Genomic DNA, 20,002 nt, shown 5'->3' on the forward strand with positions numbered 1-20,002 from the left:
TGGTCAAGCCTTGACTAGTTTGCCCTCGGTTTATTGAGCGGATGTCGCCTTGCGCGCACCACCCACGAAAGGCTGAAGAATGACCCTTGCTGTTACCGAACAAGCGGGCAGCAGAAGCGCTATGGCGCTCGCTGCCGTTTGTCTCTCCGCCCTGATGTTCGGACTGGAAATTTCCAGTGTTCCGGCAATCCTGCCCACGCTCGAAAAGGTGCTGCAGGCGGATTTCCGCCAGCTACAGTGGATCATGAACGCCTATACGATCGGCGTGACCATGGTGCTGATGGCAACCGGCGCGCTGGCCGACCGCTTCGGCCGCAAACGCGTCTTTATTGCCAGTATTGCCGCCTTTGCACTTTCCTCCCTTGCCTGCGGAATGACGCAGAATGTCTCCGTGCTGATCGGCGCCCGCTTCTTTCAGGGCTTGAGCGGCGGGGCGATGCTGGTGTGCCAGATCGCCATCCTGTCGCATCAGTTCCGCACGGCCCGGGAGCGTGGCATGGCGTTCGGCTGGTGGGGCATCGTCTCCGGCGTGGGGCTGGGTTTCGGCCCGATCATCGGCGGCGCCATCGTGGCGCTTTGGAGCTGGGAATGGGTGTTCCTCGTTCATGTGGTGCTTGGCATCGTCACATGGCTGCTTGCGGCGGGCGGCGTGGGAGAATCGCGCGATCCGGAGGCGGCGCGGCTTGATCTTGCCGGCATGGTCACGCTTTCGCTCGCCGTTTTTTGCCTTGCCTTTTTCATCACGCAGGGGCCTGAGCTCGGTTTCGCAAGCCCCATGGCGCTTCTTATCCTTGGGGTCTCGGTTGTGAGCTTCATGGCCTTCGTGGTTGCTGAAAAGCGCACGCAGAGGCCGATGTTCGATTTCTCCGTATTCCGCATGCGGCCTTTTTCCGGGGCGATCGTTGGTTCGGCGGCGATGAATATCAGTTTCTGGCCGTTCATGATCTATCTGCCGATCTGGTTTCAGGCCGGTCTCGGTTATGACAGCGTCACCGCCGGCCTCGGTCTGCTTGCCTATACGCTGCCGGCGTTGGTCGTGCCGCCGCTCGCGGAGCGCCTGTCGTTGCGTTATCAGCCGCGCCTCGTCATTCCGGCCGGGTTATTCACCATCGGCCTGGGTTTCATGCTGATGAAATTCGGGAGCAGTATCGAAAATGCGAGCTGGCTTACCATGGTGCCCGGCTGCATCGTTGCCGGCATCGGGCTCGGCCTGACCAATACGCCGGTCACCAACACCACCACGGGCGCGGTTTCTCCCGCCCGCTCCGGCATGGCATCCGGCATCGACATGAGCGCGCGCATGATCTCGCTTGCCATCAACATCCCCATCATGGGCTTCATTCTGGTGGAGGGGGTTCGGGCTTCGCTGCGGGCACACCTGCCTGCCGAGACGGATGTGAATGTCTTGCAATCGCTTGCGGAAAAGATTGCGGCCGGAACCGCCGGCACATCGGCGCAGCGTGTTTCGGAAACGCTCGTCCATCAGGCGCTTGCAGATGGCTTTGGGCTGGTCATGCTTTATGCGGGCATCGGTGTCTGGCTGCTGGCCGGGCTGAGCTTCTCGGTTTTTGGCCGCCAAGGACGAGAGGGCAACGGATAGTCGTTGCCGTCTCGTTTCTTTCGGATTGGCGTCAGCAGTCTTACTTTACCTGCGCAACCACCAGCTTGCCGTCTTCGCGTTCGGCGACGAACTCGATGTTGGCGCCTTCCTTGAGCTTAGCCAGCAAAGCTTCATCCTTGACGCGGAACACCATCGTCATCGCCGGCATGTCGAGGTTTTTCAGTTCCTCATGGATGATGGTGACTTTCTTTCCGCCAGCATCCACCTTCTTCACCGTGCCCTTGGTGAATTCCTGCGCGAAAGCGGTGAAGGGAATGGTCAGTGAAAGCATTGCTGCGATGGTGATTTTGACGATCGTCTTCATGGTCAGATTCCTTTGTTGAATGGGTTACTTTGCCGAAACTTTGAGATCGCCGCGCATGCCGGCTTCGTAATGCCCGGGTTTCAGGCAGGCGAATTCGAACATGCCGTCATTGGTGAATTTCCAGATGATTTCGCCGCTTTCGCCCGGCGCAAGGCTGATGGCGTTCGGATTGTCGTGTTCCATTTCCGGAGCCTTTTCCATGGCGGCCTTGTGCTTCAGATTGGCCTCATGTTCATCGAGGATGAATTCATGGTCGAGCTCGCCGACATTCTTCACGGCAAAACGTACGGTCTTGCCCTTCTTGAATTCGAATTTGCCGGGGGTGAAAACCATCTTGCCATCGGGCGTTTCCTTCATCGTCACCTGAATGGTCTGTGTCACCTTGGCCTTGTCGCCCGGTTCTCCGATCGCCATCGCTTCATGGCCACCGCCGTGGGTGCCCGAGGCCAGGGCCGGTGTGGCAATAGCGGTAAGAAGCAGTGCAAGTTTCAATTTGGTCATTCTGTATGTTCCTTGATTTTGATGAGGTCGTTGGTTTGTGCGATCAGCCGTGTTTCATTGGTTGCGGCGTGATTTGCGTTTTGGGGTCGGTGTTTTTTTGGCTGTCCGGCAATGCGCCGGTCCATTCCCAGGCCTGGGTGCCGGGTGGATTTTCGTACCAGCCGGGATCGGCGTAATCGCCCGCGGAGATGCCTTCGCGAACCTTCACCACGGAGAACATACCGCCCATTTCGATCGGGCCGTGCGGGCCCCATCCCGTCATCATCGGCACGGTATTCTCAGGGATTTCCATTTCCATCGCGCCCATGTCGGCCATGCCTGCGGTACCCATCGGCATATATTCCGGCCGGATCTTGCGGATCTTTTCGGTGACGCTTTTTTTGTCGACACCGATGAAGGTGGGGACGTCATGTCCCATGGCATTCATCGTGTGGTGCGACTTGTGGCAATGGACCGCCCAGTCGCCGACATATTTGGCGTCGAATTCATAGGCCCGCATGGCGCCGACGGGGATATCGATGCTGACCTCTGGCCAGCGCGCCTCCGGCCGCACCCAGCCGCCATCCGTGCAGGTCACCTCGAAATCGTAACCGTGCATATGGATCGGATGGTTGGTCATGGTCAGGTTGCCGACGCGCACGCGCACCCTGTCGTCCTTGGAAACCACCAGCGGATCGATGCCCGGAAATACCCGGCTGTTCCATGCCCACAGATTGAAATCCGTCATCGTCATGATTTTGGGGACGGACGCGCCGGGATTGATATCGAAGGCGTTGAGCAGAAACACAAAATCGCGATCAACAGGCATGAAGGTGGGGTCCTTCGGATGGACAACGAAGAAACCCATCATGCCCATCGCCATTTGCACCATCTCGTCCGAATGCGGGTGGTACATGAAGGTGCCCGACTTCACGAGGTCGAACTCGTAGACGAAGGTCTTGCCGACAGGGATATGTGGCTGCGACAGGCCGCCCACCCCATCCATGCCAGATGGCAGGATCATGCCGTGCCAGTGGATCGTTGTATGTTCCGGCAGCTTGTTGGTGACGAAAATACGCACCCGGTCGCCTTCAACGGCCTCGATGGTCGGGCCGGGGGACTGGCCGTTGTAACCCCACAGGCGGGCGGTCATGCCCTCGGCCATTTCGCGTTCCACCGGCTCGGCGACAAGGTGGAATTCCTTGACGCCATTGTTCATGCGGAAGGGCAGGGTCCAGCCGTTGAGGGTTACGACGGGGTTGTAATCGGGGCCAGTGGTGGGCTTCACCGGCGCCTGCGTTGCCGCCGTTTCCATCACTGCCGCTTCCGGCAGACTGCTGTTGGAGGTTTTCGCCCAGGCCGCCGTGGAGACCATCGCCGCGCTGACGCCCAGAAGTTGTCTTCTATTGAACATGGTCTTTTCCTTTCTCAATGTCCGCCACCGCCGCCGCCGGAAGCGGCTGCAACCTCGGTCTCTGCGCCAGCCGCACCGGCGCCGCCGCCATAAATGGCGGGGGCGAGACCGGCTTCGGCGAGCCAGAAGTCGCGTTTGGCTTCGATGGCCAGCAGGTTCGAATTGACCTTTTCGCGGCTGTCGGCCAGCAGCTCGAACGTGTTGGTGAGCATGCCGTTATAGGTCAGCAGCGACTCCTCTTCGATTTTGGTGCGCAGCGGCACCACGCTGTTGCGGTAATGCCGGGCGATATCGTAATTTGAGCGATAGGCCTGATAGGCGGAGCGGGCTTCCGAGCGGATATTGACCGCCTTTTCCGCCAGCAGATTGGCTGCACGCATGTAAGCGAGTTCGGATTCCCGCATGCGCGCCTGACCGGAATCGAAGATCGGAATGACGAATTCCAGCTCGGCTCGGCCGGTCGTCTGTTTCTCGATCCCGTCATCATCCCGTTCGCGCTCGGTCTCGAAACCGGAGCGCAGTTCGAGATCGGTGACATAGCGGGTGGCTTCGGTGAGCTTGAAGGAACGTGCGGTCGCCTCCAGATCGAGTTTTGCCATCTGCAGATCGACGCGGCGCTGCAGCGCCTCGGCCTCGATCATGTCACGCTTGGCCAGCGCTTTCGGAAGCTGTGGCAGGCGGTTGGGTATGGCGTAGTCGATATCGGTTCCCCACAGTCCCATCAGCCGCGTCAGTTCCTCCCTGGCAAGGCGGGATGCAAGCCGTGCCTTGGCGATCTGGCCCGTCAGTTCGGCATAAAACACCTGTTCGCGGGCCTGGCCTTCCTTGTTGAGCGAACCGGCCTCGCCAAGTTTTCTGGCAAGTTCCGAGGCGGCATCCGCCGCGGTTTGCGCCTGCGCCAGCTGGCCGACATTTTCGAGGGCGGCAACGGCGTTGATCCATGCGCGGCGGGTATCTGCCGCCAGTTGCAACGTTTTCAGCGCCGCGCCGAGCTGCGCCTTGCGGAAGCCGGTATCGGCAATTTCAACGTTCTGCTTGAGGGTGGCGAGCGCCAGGATATTGGTGACCACAGCACCCTCGATCGCCTTATAGGCTCTGAGGCCGGGGGTGCCGATCCCCGTCAAACCTATGCCGACCCGCGGATTGACCAGCATGGTCGATTGCCAAGCGGTTGCTGCGGATTCGCCGAGATCGGCATAGGCCGCCTGCAGGCCCTTGTTGTTCAGCAGCGCGACCTGCACCGCCGTTTCGACATCAAGGGTCTTGCTGGCCGTCATCAGTGATTTGACACGGGCCTGCGTTGCCTGTGCTTGCGTCCGGTTCTGCACCCAGACCGTCTGTTTTCCGGTCGCCTCCGATGTCTTTGCCGAGACATTGGTGAAGCCTGCGTCCCGCGCCGCATATTGGGCGGCCGAGACGCAACCGCCAAGGAAAAGCGGCACGGATAGAACGGCCGCAAGTTTTGCTCCGCGTTTCAATGCCTGTGGCGTCATGATGCGTCTCCTTTCGGAGCCTGCGCATCGTTCTGGTTACGCCAGGGCTTCGGATCGACCGGCATGCGGGCGGTGTAGCCCGAGACCGGGGTCTGGTAGCGGGGAGGGGCGACGCCAAGCGTCGGGTTTACCGCGTCGTCATAGGAGGCGGCGTCATTCATCATGGATGTGGCTGTGCAGCCGCCCAAAAGCAGGGGCGCCGCGACCACAATATGGATCGGGTTCATGGATATTTTCCGAACAGGAGATGCAACGGCGCGACGGCGTTAAGGCCGCTCACGCACGGTCATTGCCCAAAGGCGGGCTTTGCCTGTTCAGATATTAGGCGGACGGTGAAGCAGCGGGATCTGGCCCAGCGCCTTGCTGTCGTCGAGGAATGAACGAATGCTGCTGACGACGGGCGCGCCAACGGTGTCGTGGCCTATCAGAACCGCCATGCCGAGACAGAAATCGCCGCAGCATTGCGGCTTTGTAGGTTTTTTGACGCCGCTGTCATTGTCGGCCATGTCGTGGTTATCATGGTTGTCTGCCGTGATGGCAGAACCGCCGTGATTCATCATCTTGCCGTGATCCATCATGGCGGATCGATCGTGCTGCATTCCCCCGGTGTCGGGACCATGCATCGCGGCATTGACGGTGGAAACGCTGTAGCTTGCCAGTGATAGGATCATCACCAGTCTAAACACAAGGGCCAGCAATTTCGATGCTCGCAACGTTTCACGCATGTGCTTTAGAAAAGCCGCTGTCTCGTGATTTGTCAATGGATATACTTCATAACCATCGATGAAACCTTGTTTTGAGGCTGATCGCCTGTCCAGCTTCATACAAAACCTATGAGGATTTCATCGAGAATAAGCAGCTTGCGTGCCTGCGTGCGGGCATATTCCTCGTAAAAACCCTGCGAAATCCACAGCGCGGAACGGCCGCGCCGGCCGCTCCAGCCGATACCGCCGATCAGTTCGGCTGCCGCCAGCTTGCGTCCCACATGGATACGCGACAGGGAGAGCGAAGTCGCCAGTTGCGTCACGGTTTGTATATCGGTGAAACGCCTGCCCTGTTCGGTTGGGTTCTCCCCATCAATGCCGGCAATCAGGCGGTCCATCAGCAATCCGCCCGCATCGAACCAGTTGAAGATGATGGACAGCGGACCGGGACAACGCACCTCCGGGTGCGAGAGAAACGCGCTCGACACCAAGGGATGGATATGTGGAACCACGACGTCTGCGCGCTCGATGAAACGTGACGCCCGGAAGCCCTCGTCGAGCAGGTCAAGTGCCTGAAAATGCACGTCGTACCATTGCGCCAGCATGGCGAGAGCCGGTGGTGAAGGAACGACCCCCGCTGCCTGCCCCTGCGCGGGGCTTGCCGGCCGTATCAGCCCACGTTTCAGGGCTTCCTTGAAGAAGGCGTAAGCGACACTGTGGCTCGCAAGGCCGTGCCGGAGCGCCTGATGGCCGAAATCTTCGCGTGTCAGGGCGATTTCACCCTCACCAGCGGCTGATTTCTGAAAATAGAGCGCCAGAAGCGCATGGCAGAGGAGCCGGCTCCGGCGCGTCGCGAAAAGCGCGGTCATCTCGGGCGAGCCTTCGTAAAGCGAGATGAAACTTCCCGCCAGCAGGCGCAACACTGCCGCGAAAGAATCTTTGCAGATCATGGCGTCGATTTCGTCCGGTGCCGGCACGCGGCGATCGGCGGTGGCGGCCGGCAATTGGGAAATCGCAAAGTCGAAAAAATTGGTCATGGGCCGCGCTCCGGAATGGGATGGTCTACGGCCTTACAGGAGCTGAAATGGTGCGTCTTCTCATTGCGCGCAGAGCCGAAATTTTAAGCCGGCGGCATATCCGTGATGCGCGCTTCGCCGGGTGTCATGCCATAGGTACTGGCGAACACCCGGTAGAAGGTGGCGAGGCTGTCGAAGCCGCAGCCATAGGCGATCTGCGTGACCGGCAAGGCGGGAAATGCCAGCAGCAATCGTTTTGCTTCCTCTATCCGCATGGTGGAAAGCGTGCGGGAGAACGACAGTTCCGCACCTTCGAAGATGACGTGCAATTGCCGAAGTGAAATGCCGAGTTCCCTTGCCACCACAGCAGGCGCAAGATCCTGCCGGGCTTTTTTCCGCATCATGATCTCCTGGGCTGCATAACAGAGCCCGGTCCTGAGTGCTGCACGCACCTCCGGCATGGCAGGAGAAAGCCGGCCCCTAACCGCCATGGCCAGCCGGGCGATATGGGCCACGTCGCGGGCGGGATCGCTGAGCCTGCCATGATCGGCATTGAGCGCATCGAAAAGTGCCCGGAATGGCCGGGAAATAGCGGTATTTTCCGCATAACGCGTCGCAAACAGGTCGTCGGCCGGTCGGCCCAGCATGACTTCGTCGTTCACCGGGATTTTCAGCATCTTGTAGTGAAAATCCGCCTCGCCGCCCGGTATGGCGTCATACGGCAGGTCGGAATAGTTGATGGTGATGTCGCCGCCGCCGACATTGTGAACCCGGTCCCGGCCGGCAAGCAGAAAACCCGAGCCCCTTACCTGCAGGCCGATGCAGAGGCTGTCGCCGGCAATGCGGGCGATATCGGCCTCGGTGCGGTTGACCCGGTAAGAGGAAGCGCGCATCTCGGTGACGACGGCACCGGCCAGCGCACGCGCCTGAAACGAACCTTTAAAGCTGTGGCGCCGGTCCCGCGCCAGTTCGATGGTCACGCCGAACAGGCTTTTGCCGCGCACCTCCCGCCATTGGTCGAAGCGGTGCTCGGGCAGAAAATCATCGGTTGCGAAACGGATGATGGTGTTCGTGGCCTTGTCCTCCCCGACTGCGCCGGTGGTCTATTTTTCCGTTACGCGAAATCGAAGATGGACGAGCGGATAGGGCCGACCCTGTCCATCGAGGTCGGAGCGTCCCGTCGGCTCGAAACCCAGCCGGCGATAAAAGCCCAAAGCTTCGCCATTCTGTTCGTTGACATCGGTGGTCAGCGCAGGGTGGAGCGCAAGCGCGCTTTCCACCAGCATCCTGCCAATCCCTTTGCCGTGATGGTCCGGATCGATGAAAAGCGCCTCCATCTGCCCTTCATGCACAAACATGAAACCGAGGGGATGGTCCGCCGCATCGACGGCGAGCGTCAGGGGCGCCTGCGGCAGGAAAGCTTTGACTTCCTCGCCGATCGCGTCGCGATCCGCCGGAAGGAGGAAGCCATGGGTGGCGTCGACAGCCCTGCTCCAGATGTCAAGGATGCGGGCCGCGTCGCGGCTGGTGGAAGCACGAAGTGTAAACATGCTCCACCCTTAGCAATTGCGACCTTTTCGCGCCATGGGCCGGCCCGATCTTTTCGTGAGCATGTGCGTAGTCAATGAATTTCTACGTTAACAAACGGGATGTTCGACCGCGTTTGAGTCCGCCTGTTTTCGGTGCCGGAAAAGCTCTCTTGAAAAAAAGTGCTTGCAAAATGCCGTTTAAAAAAAATAGATAAAAATAACTTCTATCTATTTATTTTGGGAAAGACGTCGAAATATGGACCAGCTGACAACGCAGAATGACGAAAAAACCACCTTTGTGGGTATGGCCGAAACAAATTCCTCCTTTGAGCAAGCAAGAATTATCTATAATTTACCGTTTAACGATCTGCTTTTTCGCGCGCAGCAGGTTCACCGCTGTCATTTTGATGCGAATGCGATCCAGATGAGTCGGCTCTTGTCGATCAAGACGGGCGGCTGCCCTGAAGATTGCAGCTATTGCAGCCAGTCCGCCCGCAATCCGACCGGGCTTAAGGCCTCCAAGCTTATGGAAGTGGAGCGGGTGCTGGCTGAGGCGCGCAAGGCGAAGGAGGGCGGGGCGACGCGTTATTGCATGGGCGCGGCCTGGCGTAATCCCAAGGAGCGCGACATGGAGGCTGTGGTCGCCATGGTCGAAGGCGTGAAGGCACTTGGCATGGAAACCTGCATGACGCTTGGCATGCTGACGCCGGAACAATCCCAGCGGCTGGCCGATGCCGGGCTGGATTATTACAATCACAATGTTGATACGTCAGAGCGGTTTTATTCCGAGATCATCACCACCCGCACCTTCGAGGACCGGCTGGACACGCTCGCCAATGTCCGCGATGCCGGCATCAAGGTCTGCGCGGGCGGCATTCTCGGCATGGGGGAAACGGTCGAGGACCGGATTTCGATGCTGGTGACGCTCGCTAACCTGCCGGTTCCGCCGGAAAGCGTGCCGATCAACATGTTGATCCCGATCCCGGGCTCGAAACTGGCCAATGCCGATCCTGTCGACCCGATCGATTTCGTCCGCACCATTGCACTCGCACGCATCCTGATGCCGCGTTCGCATGTGCGGCTTTCGGCCGGGCGCACGGAGATGAGCGATGAGACGCAGGCGCTGTGTTTCCTGGCCGGCGCTAATTCCATCTTCATCGGCGAGACGCTACTGACGGCGGATAATCCGGGGGAAGACCACGATATGGCGCTCTTCCGGCGGCTTGGCCTGAAGCCGATGGAGCTGCAATCTTCCGAGGCGGGAGGTTGCCGGTGACCCTTGCAGCGCTCTCTTCCTATGAGGCCAAGCTTGCCGGCCTTAGCCGCAAATCGCGCCTGCGTGCGCTTGCCCCCCGGGAGGGGATCGACTTCACCTCCAATGATTATCTCGGGCTTGCCGAAGCGCCGCGCCTGAAAGCGGCAATCGCTGAGGCCATTGGCAACGGCGTGCCGGTGGGCGCCGGCGGCTCGCGGCTGCTGCGCGGTAACCATCCCGAACACGAGGCGGTGGAAGCGGAAGCGGCGGCGTTCTTCGGGGCTGAAAAAGCCATCTATTTCGGCAGCGGTTTTGCCGCCAATGTCGCGCTTTTTTCCACCCTGCCGCTGCGGGACGATCTTGTCCTCCATGATGCCCTGATCCATGCCAGCGTGCATGATGGCATTGCGGCGGGCAAGGCCAAGGCGGTGGTCGTTCCGCATAATGCGGTTGAGGCATTCGAGCGGGAAATAATCCGCTGGCGGCGGGCGGGCGGTCGCGGTCGCCCATGGATTGCAGTCGAAAGCCTTTATTCCATGGATGGCGATTGCGCGCCGCTAGCGGCGCTTGCCGATCTTGCAGAACGGCATGGCGGTTTTCTGGTCGTCGATGAAGCCCATGCTACCGGCGTCTTCGGCCCCGGTGGGCGCGGACTTGCTGCGGCACTGGAAGGTCGGGGTAATGTGGTGGCGCTTCACACCTGCGGCAAGGCGCTCGGGGCCTCCGGCGCGCTTTTGAGCCTGCCTGCGGTTCTTGCCGACTATCTCGTTAACCGCGCCCGCGGTTTCATCTATTCAACCGCGCCTTCACCGCTGATGGCGGCGGCGGTTCGGGAAGCCCTGCGCATTGTCGCGGACGAACCGTGGCGGCGATCGCGACTGGCTGAGCTGGTAAGTTTCGCCGGCGAAGAGTTGCATCGCCAACTCGGCGTGGCGGCAAGCGGTTCACAGATACTGCCGGTGATGATCGGTGACAATGCCCGCTCGCTGAAAATTGCCGCACGTCTGCGACAAGGCGGTTTCGATGTGCGGGCGATCCGCCCGCCGACGGTGCCGGAAGGCACCGCGCGGCTGCGCATCGCCATCACGCTCAATGTAGAAGATGGCCAGATTGCCGACATGATCGGGCTGCTTGCCCTTTCGCTGCGGGAGGAAGCGGCATGAGCCCGCGTTTTGTCATCTCCGGCACGGATACCGGCATCGGCAAGACGGTTTTTGCCGCAGCGCTCACCCATGCCCTTCAGGCCCATTACTGGAAGCCCGTTCAGTCAGGGCTTGAGGACGAAACCGACAGCGAGACGGTGGCAAGGCTTGCCGGCGTGCCGCACACGCGCATCCTGCCGGAAGCCTATCGGTTGAAGACGCCGGCCTCGCCGCATCTTTCGGCGCGTCTCGACAATGTCACAATCGATCCCGCACTTTTACAGCCGCCGCGACTGGATGGACCGCTTGTCATCGAAGGGGCAGGCGGGCTTCTGGTGCCGCTGACGGAGAGGGTACTCTTCGCCGATGTCTTTGCCCGCTGGCAAATTCCGCTCATCCTGTGCGCCAGAACCGCGCTCGGTACCATCAACCACACGCTGCTTTCGCTCGAAGCACTGCGGCAACGCGCCATTCCCGTGCAGGGTGTGGTTTTCATCGGTGATGAAGACAGGGAAAACCAGCGCATCATAACCAACATCGGCGCGGTGCGCCCGCTCGGGCGGTTACCGCGCCTGGTGGATCTGACCAGCGACGTGCTGCATCAGGCCTTCGCCCAACACTTCAATCTCGCTGGTTTTGTGGAGGTGCCGGCATGAGCCGTTCCCCGATCTGGCATCCCTTCACCCAGCATGGGCTGGAACCCCCGATGAAACGTGTAGTCTCTGCGCAAGGGGCGTTTTTGGTGGATGAGGATGGCAATCGCCTGTTCGACGCCATTTCATCCTGGTGGGTCATCACCCACGGGCACCGGCATCCGGCGATTATGGCGGCCATCCGCACCGCGACCGAAACCCTGGACCAGGTCATCTTCGCCGAATTTTCCCATGAGTCCGCTGAGACGCTCGCCTGCGGGCTGATCGAGCTTGCCCCTAGTGGGCTAAGCCATGTGTTTTATTCCGACAGCGGTTCGACGGCGGTGGAGGTGGCGCTGAAAATGGCGCTCGGTTATTTCCACAATCGCGGTGAAAAGCGCGACCGTATCGTGGTGTTGGAGCATGGCTATCATGGCGATACGATCGGCACCATGTCGACAGGCGAGCGCGGCGTGTTCAATGCCGCCTACGAGCCGCTGCTTTTCGGTGTCGACCGTCTGGCCTTTCCGCAGGCGGGCAGCGAGCAGCGTACATTGGATATGTTCGAGGTTTATTGCCGCTCGGGCCGCATCGCCGCCCTGCTGATCGAGCCACTGGTGCTCGGAGCCGGCGGCATGAAGATCTATGGCGCAGATGTTCTGGCCTGGCTGAAACAGATAGCCGAACGCTACGGCTGCCTCGTCATTACCGATGAGGTGATGACCGGCTGGGGCAGGACCGGAACCGTGTTTGCCTGCGAGCAGGCGGGAATTTCGCCGGATATTCTCTGCACCTCCAAGGGGCTGACTGGCGGTTCCCTGCCGCTGGCGGCGACGCTGTGCAGCGAAGAGATTTTCGATGCGCATTTTTCGACCGACCGTCGCAAAACCTTTTTCCATTCGAGTTCCTATACGGCCAATCCGATCGCCTGTGCCGCTGCCGTTGCCAATCTCCAGGTCTGGCGGGATGAACCGGTTCTCCAGCACATCGGGCAGGTACAACAGGCGCTGGGCGATAATATCGGGCGATTCGCAAATGATGGCCGTTTCGCCAATCTCCGGCAGGCAGGCACCATCGCCGCGCTCGATCTCGTGGTGCCGGCTGGCGGCTATCTTTCCGAGGCCGGTCCGCGCATGCGCCAGCTGTTCCGCGAGCGCGGTTTCCTCATCCGTCCGCTCGGTAACGTGCTTTACCTGATGCCGCCCTATTGTTCGACGGCTGACGACCTGACACGTGCCTTTGACGTCATCGATGAGGTTGCCGGGATCGTTACCCGTGGTGCACCGACAATTTCGCGCGCCGCCGGGACATAGAAAATGGCGATGTTCCGACCATGAGGAAAGCCCTGACAATGCGGACACGCTCTTCCCGCATGGCCGGTTTTGGCCATGCCGTTCCGGCCCGTTGCGTCGACAATGCCGAGATCGAGGCCAATCTGGGGCTGGAGTTCGGCTGGATCGAACGGCGAACCGGCATTCGCTCCCGTTATTGGGCAGAGGCGGACGACACGTTAAGCGGCCTTGCCGAAAGAGCCGGCCGGATGGCGCTGGCCGACGCGAAAATCAATGCTGACGACATCGCGTTGACGCTGCTTGCCACCTCTACGCCGGACCATCTTCTGCCGCCTTCCGCGCCGCTGCTCGCGCACAAGCTAGGCTTGACGCGATCCGGCGCGATCGATCTTGCCGGGGCCTGTTCCGGTTTTCTTTATGCGCTTACCCTCGCAGATGGTTTTGTCCGCACCCATGGTCGCGCCGTCCTTGTCGTCGCGGCCAATATTCTCAGCCGCCGCATCAATCCGGCGGAAAGGGCGAGCGCTGTCCTTTTTGCCGATGCTGCCGGCGCCGTGGTGCTCACCCCGAGCCCCGAGACGAAACGGGGGCTGTTGTCGGCCGATCTCATTGCCGAAGGCAGCGGTTACGATCTCATCCAGATTGCGTCAGGCGGCAGCAGCCAGCCCTTTTGCGCTGATATGCCCGCCGAAGATGCCCTGATGACGATGCGTGATGGCCGGGAGGTTTTCTCCCGTGCGGTGGCGCTGATGACCGAGAGCTCTCAGCGCGTGCTGCACGAGGCGGAACTGGGCGCTGCCGATGTCTGCCGTTTCGTGCCGCATCAGGCCAATGCCCGCATGTTCGATGCCGTTTGCGGCAATCTCGGTATTGTGCGGGAGAAGACGGTCCGCACCATAGAAAGCTTTGGCAATTCGTCCGCCGCAACTATCCCGCTGTCGCTGTCCATCACCAATACCGAACGACCCCTTGCGGACGGCGATACCCTGCTTTTGACCGCGGCTGGTGCGGGCATGACGGGCGGAGCCGTGGTTTATCGCGTCTAGCTTTGCGGTTATCCGAGAGAGGGGACGCGTCAGCGCCAGAACACGAGCGCCATGCCAATAACGACAAGGGCGGCTCCCACCCATGCACCGGATGCCGGCCGCTCTCCGGTTCTGAGCCAGAGCAGCGGCAGGATAATGACGGGCGTTGTGGCCGAAAGCGTGGAGACAATGCCGACCTTGCCGCCGGAAAGCGCGAAAAGCAGCAGTGTCATGCCGAAACCGAGCGCGATGATGCCGGTCAGCGCCGTCTGGAAGAATATGCTGCCCGTCAATGGCCCTTTGGGTTTGACGGCCTTGATGGGGAGCATCGTCAACATCGTAAGGCAGATCGCCGCGACGCCGACGCGCAACATGGATGCGGCAATGGGATCGACACCCGCTGCCATGACAGGCCTTGCGATCAGGGAGCCAACGGCCTGGCTGAGAGCTGCGAGAAGGCCGACGAGCACGCCGAGCCAGAGCGGCCCCTTCACGCTTTCCCATGCATGCAGCTGGGACTTGCGCTTGCCGAAAAGGATGGCGAGCAGAACGCCCGCAAGGGTGAGGCCTATGCCGGCTATGGCTGTCACGGAAAGCTGTTCCCCGAGAACCGCCCAGCCAAGCACGGCGGCAATGGGAGCGTTGAGCGCGAACAGGATTCCCGAGCGGCGCGGCCCCAGCCGATTAAGGCAGGTGAAAAGCAGCGTATCGCCAACGAAGATACCGATGAAGCCGGAAAGCAGCAGCGACCACAGCGCATCCGGCTGCAAGTCCCGCCACGTTCCCGATCCAAGCACGTAAAGACCGAGCACCGAGGCGACAAAAAGCTGCCTTGTCCTGTTGAAGGCAAGCGCACCAAGATGCCCCGCCGGGCGGGCGGCAAGCAGCCCCGTCATCGCCCAGCAGGTTGCAGCGCCCACGGCGGCCAGTTCATAGATTACCATCTCGTTCCACCGCTCCGCTGTTGCCTCATCCCCACGCCGGTCATGCGTGCTTGCGCGCCCATCGCAAATTCTGCGTTTCCCCGCCATACCCATAGGCGTCGCCATCCACGGCGTGAACCAGCACATAGCTTGCTTCGTGTACGGGGCCAAGCAGCCTGCGCATCTCTTCATAAACACGGCGCACCCATTCGGTCGTCTCGTCTTTTATGTTGGTGTGGTCGGTAATCGAGACCTCGACGTAAAATGTCCCGGCCTTCTGTTCCGCGACGCTTGACCCGGCAATGATCCAGTCGGCGGGATCGGCACTTTCGATGAGAACGGCGGTCACTGCCGGGTCTTTGTGCAGGATTTCTGCAGTCAGCCGGGACAGGAGGGCAGCGACTTCCAGTTTCGGGTCGGCGGCATTTTGGGGTCTGGTGTAGCGGGCTTTGATCATCGGCATGGTGGTATCTCCTTGTTGCCGGAGACCACCTTGCGCAAATTTCACCATAATGAGAAGATAATGATTATTATTCCATTCATAGCGATTTTATATGATTGACCTTGAAAGCGTCCGCCTCTTCATTCTTTCCATCGAACTGGGCAGCCTGACCAGGGCAGCCGAGGCTGCGGGAACCGTGCAGCCGGTCGTCAGCCAGAAGCTGAAGATGCTGGAGCAGCGTCTCGGCAGACGGTTGATCGACCGTTCGCCACGCCACCTTCGGCTGACGGAGGACGGGCAGGTGTTCCTGCCCAAGGCGCGCGAGTTGTTGGCCAAACATGAGGATGCGCTGAACTTCAGTGACGAGCCGCCGCTGCATTTTGCGCTGGCGGCCAGCGATCACGCGATCGGGACGCGCCTCTCGGCAGCGATTAGAGCGATGCGCGCATCGCTGCCGGCCAATGCCGTCATCGATGTAAGCATGGGTTTTTCCCGCCACGTGAAGGAAAGCTTCGCATCCGGACTGGCCGATGCCGCTATCATCCGGCGCAATGGCGGCGGGTCCGATGGCGAAGTGCTGCGCACCGACAGGCTGGGATGGCGTGTGGCCCCGGACTGGCGGCCACGCGCCAACGGTGCCGTTCCGCTCGTGTCTCTTGGGGCCGGATGTGGTGTCCGGGATATCGCAATATCCGAGCTTGGAAAGGCTGGCGTGGCCTGGCGCGACGCCTTCACGGCCGGAAGCTGCTCAGCGCTCCTTGAAGGGGTGTTTGCCGGTGCGGGTATCGCCGCCCTCGGCGACATCAGCGCCCGAGGACTGCCTGATCGCGGCGCCGAACTCGGCCTGCCACCGTTGCCTTCCTCGGACATCGTTCTTCTGTCCCGCGCGCGAACCCCGGCCCATGCCTCGGCCATCAGGGCTCTGGTCGCTGCGGTATCGGGCGCGGCTTCTTCGCGCGATCTCGACTGAGCCCGGCCTCATCGCCGTTACCGAGGCCTACGTCCTGATCGAAGGCTGCTATCTCGTCCGCGGAAGGGCATGCATCAGCACCACTGGTTGGGGACTTGACGGAGACGCGGCCGCCATCGACGGCCTCGGGATGATTCCTGGCAGGTTCGCCTTCGCGCCAGTGAAGAATGCCGAGCAGATCCGGCAGCCACTGGTTTGGGTTCGTATCAGTTCAAGGCGAGTGAATTTGGACTTGGTTTGGTTGTCGTTCCAAATCGATCGAAAGGACTATCCGTGCGGCGCTTAAGATATAGATCGATGCAGGTCTTTTGCGGTTCTGATCCTTCGCTACGCATTTTCAGAAAGAAAGATCTGAATCTCTGTGGCGATGGAAACTCCATCGCCCGGTAATCGACCCAATAATTTGGAGATCGTCTCGACGGCAAGCCGCGCCTCCAAGAGTGGCCTTTGGTCAATGACCGCGTTGATCTTCCTGGATTTTAGGAGCATTCGTCGGTCAGGAGTAAGTTCGTGGGTGATGACAACCGTATCATCGACCCGCCCCAGCCGTTGAAGCATGCTTACGATCGGCATCGCACCGGCGGATAGATGATATATGCCGCGCAAGCCAGGATCGTCCCGAAAGGCAATCTCCACCACACGCCCTGCCTCTTCTTGATTTTCTCCTGTTTCAAGAACCGCGGTGAGGCTACAGTCCGGATAGCGTTCGCTCAGTACTGCGCGAAAGCCTTCCTCTCTTTCCCGATGGCCGATGATGTCGCGCGAACCGGCGATTATGATCACCCGCCCACCTGTCCGCAGAAAAAGCCCCATTAGTTCACCAGCGACGCGCCCAGCTTGCCGATCGTCCGGTCCGATATAGGCCGCACGCCCGCAATCTGTGAGGTCAGTTGCCAAGGTTACCACCGGTATCTTTCGAGACAGGACCGCTACGGCCTCCCTCACACGAATGTCATCAGGGCTCGTGATGACGAGACCATCGTATGAGCGACAATCGCGAACGGCTGCGGCGATGGCCGCAGGCTTCCGGGGATCGATGTGGTGGACGAAGAACTGTACGTTCAACGCTGTGTACATCCTCGCAGCGAGATCGATGCCTTCTCTCAACGCCGCATGAAATGGATTAACCGGAGGCTGTATAAGAACTGCTACGCGGAGTGCACGAGAGGGTGTGCGGTCTAGCGCCCGATCAATACCGAGCGCGCGCGCCGTGGCCAGGACGAGGCCTTCTTTATCAGCGCGCACCCCACCGCGATTGTTCAAAACCCTATCGACTGTTGCAGTCGATACGCCTGCTGCCTTCGCAACATCCGTAATGCTCACCTTTCGTGCTGCCATCGGCCTCTCCATTGCGCATTCTGATGGAATCCCATCAAAATCTCACTTTGTAAACCGCATATCTCAAGCTACATCTCAGCGCCAAGGAGGGTCGCCCACAAGGTGAGCGGCGCTAGGGAAGGACCAGAACACCATGAGTATTACAGTCACCACAGCACCTTGCTGCTGGGGCGTCGATGACGTGCGCAATCCGAATTTGCCTCCATGGAAGCTTGTGTTCGATGAGGTCAAGGCGGCCGGATACGGCGGAATGGAGCTCGGCCCCTACGGCTACGTCCCACTAGACATCGACCTGGTTTCTTCGGCTTTAACGAGCCGTGGCCTCTACATCGTGGCCGGAACGATCTTCAACGATCTTGTCGCCCCGGGAAACCGCGAGAACCTCTTGCGGGAAACCGACGAGATTTGCTCGTTGATCACTCGCTTGCCCAAGCCACCGAAATCAGCACATCAGCGCTTTTCGGCTCCCTATCTGACGGTGATGGACTGGGGGCACGACGAGCGCGATTACGCGGCGGGTCATTCCGACAGGGCGCCGCGGCTTGATGACGCCGCCTGGGCGGGAATGATGGACAATATCCGGGCCATATCCGAGCTTGCCCGCGACAAATATGGCATTCGCGCCACCATTCACCCTCATGCTGGCGGCTATATCGAATTCGAGGATGAGATCGCTCGTCTTGCCGCCGACATCCCGCAGGACGTCGCAGGCTTTTGCCTCGACACCGGTCATACTTGGTATGCCGGAATGGACCCCGTCGAAACTCTGCGCAAGTACGCCGACCGCCTCGATTACATCCATTTCAAGGACATCGACAAGGTAGTCTTCGACCGTGTCATGGGCGAACACATTCGTTTCTTTGAAGCTTGCGGGCAAGGCGTCATGTGCCCGATCGGAAATGGTTGTATCGACTATCCGGCAATCCGGACGCTTCTCGATGAGCTTGGTTATGAAGGCTTCATCACGGTGGAGCAAGAGCGTGATCCTCGCAACGCCGGCGGTAGCCTCGCAGATGTGAAACTCAGCCGCGACTACCTCAAGTCGGCTGGATTCTAATGATCCGGGACAGAAACTTATGATTTACGGAACTCGTCAAACGAAACGACCTCTTCGCTGGGCCATGGTGGGCGGCGGCCGGGGAAGCCAAATTGGTTACATTCACCGCAGTGCCGCACTTCGTGATCGATACTTCGATCTTGTCGCGGGTGCCTTCGACATTGATGCAGAACGTGGCCGGGCCTTCGGGGTGGAGTTGGGATTGGACCCTGCTCGATGCTACTCGGATTGGCGAGCGCTTTTCGCGGAGGAGGCAAAGCGTTCAGATGGGATCGAGGCGGTATCGATCGCGACGCCCAACAACACCCACTACGAAATCACAAAAGCTGCACTCGAAAGTGGATTGCATGTTGTGTGCGAAAAACCGCTTTGCTTCACAGTCGCCGAGGCCGAGGATCTCAAACGTATTGCTGACGAACGCGGTCGTATTGTCGGCGTGACCTATGGTTATAGCGGGCATCAAGTGATTGAGCATGCTCGGGAACTTGTCGCTGCAGGCGAACTGGGAGAAATCCGGCTCGTCAATCTTCAATTCGCCCATGGCTTCCACAACGAGGCTGTCGAGCTTCAGAACCCAGCCACGCGGTGGCGCGTAGATCCACGGTTCGCGGGACCAAGCTACGTGCTTGGCGATATCGGAACACATCCGCTCTACATTTCCGAGGTCATTCTACCTGATCTCCATATCAAGCGACTTCTCTGCGCCCGGCAGAGCTTCATCAAGACGCGCGCACCCCTTGAAGACAATGCCGTGACGTTGATGGAGTACGACAACGGCGCGTTCGGCACGGTCTGGTCGAGCGCTATCAATGCAGGCTCCATGCACGGACAGAAAGTTCGCATCGTCGGCTCAAAGGCTTCGATCGAATGGTGGGACGAGCAGCCGAACCAGCTTCGATTCGAGGTTCAAGGCGACCCGGTCCGCATCCTGGAGCGTGGCATGGGCTATTTACACGCGAAGGCGCTTGCCGACGATCGCATTGGTGCAGGCCACCCGGAAGGTCTCTTCGAGGCGTGGGCGAACCTCTACGACCGCTTCGCCATTGCGATGGAAGCGCGAAACGAGGACGATAATGAACGGCTTTCCAGCCTTCGGTATCCGGGGGTCGAGGCGGGAGTGGAAGGCGTTCGCTGGGTTGAGAATTGCGTGCGCTCCGCCGACCTCGGCGGAGTTTGGGTCGATTACCGGTAATGGGGGAGAGGGTGCGGTAGTCCGTACCCTCCCTGAAGCAAAGCTCTTAATTTGGGAGGAGAGCAGCATGAAGACCAAATTGCTTACGGCAGCCTTGTTGGCGGACCTTACGGCTGGAACAGCTCACGTCGAGAATATCGGCGTATCGATCGCCTAATCGCGAGAAAAAGCGC

General features: G+C 60.0%; 21 protein-coding genes. 9 read left to right on the forward strand and 12 right to left on the reverse strand.

The window, feature by feature from the left end:
- Nucleotides 1-79 precede the first annotated feature (79 nt).
- Nucleotides 80-1,600 carry an MFS transporter gene (locus ACFVTJ_RS10310; RefSeq protein WP_386907005.1) on the forward strand — a complete coding sequence of 507 codons (1,521 nt, stop codon included), beginning with the start codon at nt 80-82 and terminating at the stop codon, nt 1,598-1,600.
- A gap of 40 nt (nt 1,601-1,640) precedes the next feature.
- Here ACFVTJ_RS10310 and ACFVTJ_RS10315 read toward each other — a convergent pair whose 3' ends face one another.
- The 9 genes from ACFVTJ_RS10315 to ACFVTJ_RS10355 form a co-directional block, all read right to left on the reverse strand.
- Nucleotides 1,641-1,925 (reverse strand): copper-binding protein, encoded by a 285-nt coding sequence (locus tag ACFVTJ_RS10315; protein ID WP_386907007.1) that lies wholly within the window; start codon nt 1,923-1,925, stop codon nt 1,641-1,643.
- A gap of 24 nt (nt 1,926-1,949) precedes the next feature.
- Nucleotides 1,950-2,426, reverse strand: coding sequence for a plastocyanin/azurin family copper-binding protein (locus tag ACFVTJ_RS10320; RefSeq protein ID WP_386907009.1), 477 nt, complete (start codon nt 2,424-2,426; stop codon nt 1,950-1,952).
- A gap of 43 nt (nt 2,427-2,469) precedes the next feature.
- Nucleotides 2,470-3,819: a multicopper oxidase family protein gene (locus ACFVTJ_RS10325; protein WP_386907011.1), complete on the reverse strand. Its 1,350-nt coding sequence runs from the start codon at nt 3,817-3,819 to the stop codon at nt 2,470-2,472.
- A gap of 14 nt (nt 3,820-3,833) precedes the next feature.
- Nucleotides 3,834-5,312: a TolC family protein gene (locus ACFVTJ_RS10330; protein WP_386907012.1), complete on the reverse strand. Its 1,479-nt coding sequence runs from the start codon at nt 5,310-5,312 to the stop codon at nt 3,834-3,836.
- Nucleotides 5,309-5,539, reverse strand: coding sequence for a hypothetical protein (locus ACFVTJ_RS10335; protein WP_386907013.1), 231 nt, complete (start codon nt 5,537-5,539; stop codon nt 5,309-5,311). The genes ACFVTJ_RS10330 and ACFVTJ_RS10335 overlap by 4 nt, the downstream gene beginning before the upstream one ends.
- Nucleotides 5,540-5,626: 87 nt before the next feature.
- A complete protein-coding gene (locus ACFVTJ_RS10340; protein ID WP_386908013.1) occupies nt 5,627-6,037 on the reverse strand; it encodes a hypothetical protein in 411 nt (136 codons plus the stop codon).
- Nucleotides 6,038-6,132: 95 nt separating this feature from the next.
- Nucleotides 6,133-7,053 (reverse strand): hypothetical protein, encoded by a 921-nt coding sequence (locus tag ACFVTJ_RS10345; RefSeq protein ID WP_386907015.1) that lies wholly within the window; start codon nt 7,051-7,053, stop codon nt 6,133-6,135.
- Nucleotides 7,054-7,136: 83 nt separating this feature from the next.
- Entirely contained in the window at nt 7,137-8,036 is a 900-nt protein-coding gene (locus ACFVTJ_RS10350; RefSeq protein WP_386907017.1) for an AraC family transcriptional regulator, read from the reverse strand.
- 99 nt (nt 8,037-8,135) lie between these two features.
- Nucleotides 8,136-8,582: an acetyltransferase gene (locus ACFVTJ_RS10355; RefSeq protein ID WP_386907019.1), complete on the reverse strand. Its 447-nt coding sequence runs from the start codon at nt 8,580-8,582 to the stop codon at nt 8,136-8,138.
- 235 nt (nt 8,583-8,817) lie between these two features.
- Between ACFVTJ_RS10355 and bioB the strand changes: the two genes are divergently transcribed.
- From bioB to ACFVTJ_RS10380, 5 genes are read left to right on the forward strand one after another with little or no spacing between them, the layout of a single operon-like run.
- The gene (gene bioB / locus ACFVTJ_RS10360; protein ID WP_386907021.1) at nt 8,818-9,837 is read left to right on the forward strand and encodes a biotin synthase BioB; all 1,020 of its coding nucleotides are present in this window, start codon (nt 8,818-8,820) and stop codon (nt 9,835-9,837) included.
- The gene (locus tag ACFVTJ_RS10365) at nt 9,834-10,979 is read left to right on the forward strand and encodes an 8-amino-7-oxononanoate synthase (RefSeq protein WP_386907023.1); all 1,146 of its coding nucleotides are present in this window, start codon (nt 9,834-9,836) and stop codon (nt 10,977-10,979) included. The genes bioB and ACFVTJ_RS10365 overlap by 4 nt, the downstream gene beginning before the upstream one ends.
- Nucleotides 10,976-11,614, forward strand: a complete 639-nt coding sequence (bioD, locus tag ACFVTJ_RS10370; RefSeq protein WP_386907025.1) for a dethiobiotin synthase — start codon at nt 10,976-10,978, stop codon at nt 11,612-11,614. Before ACFVTJ_RS10365 ends, bioD begins: the two co-directional genes overlap by 4 nt.
- Nucleotides 11,611-12,903 (forward strand): adenosylmethionine--8-amino-7-oxononanoate transaminase, encoded by a 1,293-nt coding sequence (locus tag ACFVTJ_RS10375; RefSeq protein ID WP_386907027.1) that lies wholly within the window; start codon nt 11,611-11,613, stop codon nt 12,901-12,903. The genes bioD and ACFVTJ_RS10375 overlap by 4 nt, the downstream gene beginning before the upstream one ends.
- A gap of 38 nt (nt 12,904-12,941) precedes the next feature.
- A complete protein-coding gene (locus tag ACFVTJ_RS10380) occupies nt 12,942-13,928 on the forward strand; it encodes a beta-ketoacyl-ACP synthase III (protein ID WP_386907029.1) in 987 nt (328 codons plus the stop codon).
- Nucleotides 13,929-13,957: 29 nt separating this feature from the next.
- Here the strand turns inward: ACFVTJ_RS10380 and ACFVTJ_RS10385 are convergent, their stop codons facing one another.
- The gene (locus ACFVTJ_RS10385; protein ID WP_386907031.1) at nt 13,958-14,851 is read right to left on the reverse strand and encodes a DMT family transporter; all 894 of its coding nucleotides are present in this window, start codon (nt 14,849-14,851) and stop codon (nt 13,958-13,960) included.
- A gap of 40 nt (nt 14,852-14,891) precedes the next feature.
- Nucleotides 14,892-15,293: a 4-oxalocrotonate tautomerase family protein gene (locus ACFVTJ_RS10390; RefSeq protein WP_386907033.1), complete on the reverse strand. Its 402-nt coding sequence runs from the start codon at nt 15,291-15,293 to the stop codon at nt 14,892-14,894.
- 91 nt (nt 15,294-15,384) lie between these two features.
- Here ACFVTJ_RS10390 and ACFVTJ_RS10395 point away from each other — a divergent pair, with 91 nt between their 5' ends.
- Nucleotides 15,385-16,242, forward strand: a complete 858-nt coding sequence (locus ACFVTJ_RS10395) for a LysR family transcriptional regulator (protein ID WP_386907035.1) — start codon at nt 15,385-15,387, stop codon at nt 16,240-16,242.
- Between the two features lie 327 nt (nt 16,243-16,569).
- On the opposite strand, the gene ACFVTJ_RS10400 is transcribed toward ACFVTJ_RS10395, so the two are convergent.
- Nucleotides 16,570-17,580, reverse strand: coding sequence for a LacI family DNA-binding transcriptional regulator (locus ACFVTJ_RS10400; RefSeq protein ID WP_386907037.1), 1,011 nt, complete (start codon nt 17,578-17,580; stop codon nt 16,570-16,572).
- Between the two features lie 133 nt (nt 17,581-17,713).
- Here ACFVTJ_RS10400 and ACFVTJ_RS10405 point away from each other — a divergent pair, with 133 nt between their 5' ends.
- Together ACFVTJ_RS10405 and ACFVTJ_RS10410 are read left to right on the forward strand one after the other, a co-directional pair.
- Nucleotides 17,714-18,637, forward strand: a complete 924-nt coding sequence (locus ACFVTJ_RS10405; RefSeq protein ID WP_386907039.1) for a sugar phosphate isomerase/epimerase family protein — start codon at nt 17,714-17,716, stop codon at nt 18,635-18,637.
- Nucleotides 18,638-18,656: 19 nt separating this feature from the next.
- Nucleotides 18,657-19,829: a Gfo/Idh/MocA family protein gene (locus ACFVTJ_RS10410; RefSeq protein WP_386907041.1), complete on the forward strand. Its 1,173-nt coding sequence runs from the start codon at nt 18,657-18,659 to the stop codon at nt 19,827-19,829.
- Nucleotides 19,830-20,002 lie beyond the last annotated feature (173 nt).

The sequence above is a fragment of the Agrobacterium sp. NPDC058088 genome, assembly GCF_042885035.1.
Classification (GTDB): domain Bacteria; phylum Pseudomonadota; class Alphaproteobacteria; order Rhizobiales; family Rhizobiaceae; genus Agrobacterium.

Bases quoted from the DNA above. Each gene is read 5' to 3' on its own strand.
- ACFVTJ_RS10310 (WP_386907005.1), top strand. From the start codon at position 80: ATGACCCTTGCTGTTACCGAACAAGCGGGCAGCAGAAGCGCTATGGCG.
- ACFVTJ_RS10315 (WP_386907007.1), bottom strand. From the start codon at position 1,925: ATGAAGACGATCGTCAAAATCACCATCGCAGCAATGCTTTCACTGACC.
- ACFVTJ_RS10320 (WP_386907009.1), bottom strand. From the start codon at position 2,426: ATGACCAAATTGAAACTTGCACTGCTTCTTACCGCTATTGCCACACCG.
- ACFVTJ_RS10325 (WP_386907011.1), bottom strand. From the start codon at position 3,819: ATGTTCAATAGAAGACAACTTCTGGGCGTCAGCGCGGCGATGGTCTCC.
- ACFVTJ_RS10330 (WP_386907012.1), bottom strand. From the start codon at position 5,312: ATGACGCCACAGGCATTGAAACGCGGAGCAAAACTTGCGGCCGTTCTA.
- ACFVTJ_RS10335 (WP_386907013.1), bottom strand. From the start codon at position 5,539: ATGAACCCGATCCATATTGTGGTCGCGGCGCCCCTGCTTTTGGGCGGC.
- ACFVTJ_RS10340 (WP_386908013.1), bottom strand. From the start codon at position 6,037: ATGCGTGAAACGTTGCGAGCATCGAAATTGCTGGCCCTTGTGTTTAGA.
- ACFVTJ_RS10345 (WP_386907015.1), bottom strand. From the start codon at position 7,053: ATGACCAATTTTTTCGACTTTGCGATTTCCCAATTGCCGGCCGCCACC.
- ACFVTJ_RS10355 (WP_386907019.1), bottom strand. From the start codon at position 8,582: ATGTTTACACTTCGTGCTTCCACCAGCCGCGACGCGGCCCGCATCCTT.
- bioB (WP_386907021.1), top strand. From the start codon at position 8,818: ATGGACCAGCTGACAACGCAGAATGACGAAAAAACCACCTTTGTGGGT.
- bioD (WP_386907025.1), top strand. From the start codon at position 10,976: ATGAGCCCGCGTTTTGTCATCTCCGGCACGGATACCGGCATCGGCAAG.
- ACFVTJ_RS10375 (WP_386907027.1), top strand. From the start codon at position 11,611: ATGAGCCGTTCCCCGATCTGGCATCCCTTCACCCAGCATGGGCTGGAA.
- ACFVTJ_RS10380 (WP_386907029.1), top strand. From the start codon at position 12,942: ATGCGGACACGCTCTTCCCGCATGGCCGGTTTTGGCCATGCCGTTCCG.
- ACFVTJ_RS10385 (WP_386907031.1), bottom strand. From the start codon at position 14,851: ATGGTAATCTATGAACTGGCCGCCGTGGGCGCTGCAACCTGCTGGGCG.
- ACFVTJ_RS10390 (WP_386907033.1), bottom strand. From the start codon at position 15,293: ATGCCGATGATCAAAGCCCGCTACACCAGACCCCAAAATGCCGCCGAC.
- ACFVTJ_RS10395 (WP_386907035.1), top strand. From the start codon at position 15,385: ATGATTGACCTTGAAAGCGTCCGCCTCTTCATTCTTTCCATCGAACTG.
- ACFVTJ_RS10400 (WP_386907037.1), bottom strand. From the start codon at position 17,580: ATGGCAGCACGAAAGGTGAGCATTACGGATGTTGCGAAGGCAGCAGGC.
- ACFVTJ_RS10405 (WP_386907039.1), top strand. From the start codon at position 17,714: ATGAGTATTACAGTCACCACAGCACCTTGCTGCTGGGGCGTCGATGAC.
- ACFVTJ_RS10410 (WP_386907041.1), top strand. From the start codon at position 18,657: ATGATTTACGGAACTCGTCAAACGAAACGACCTCTTCGCTGGGCCATG.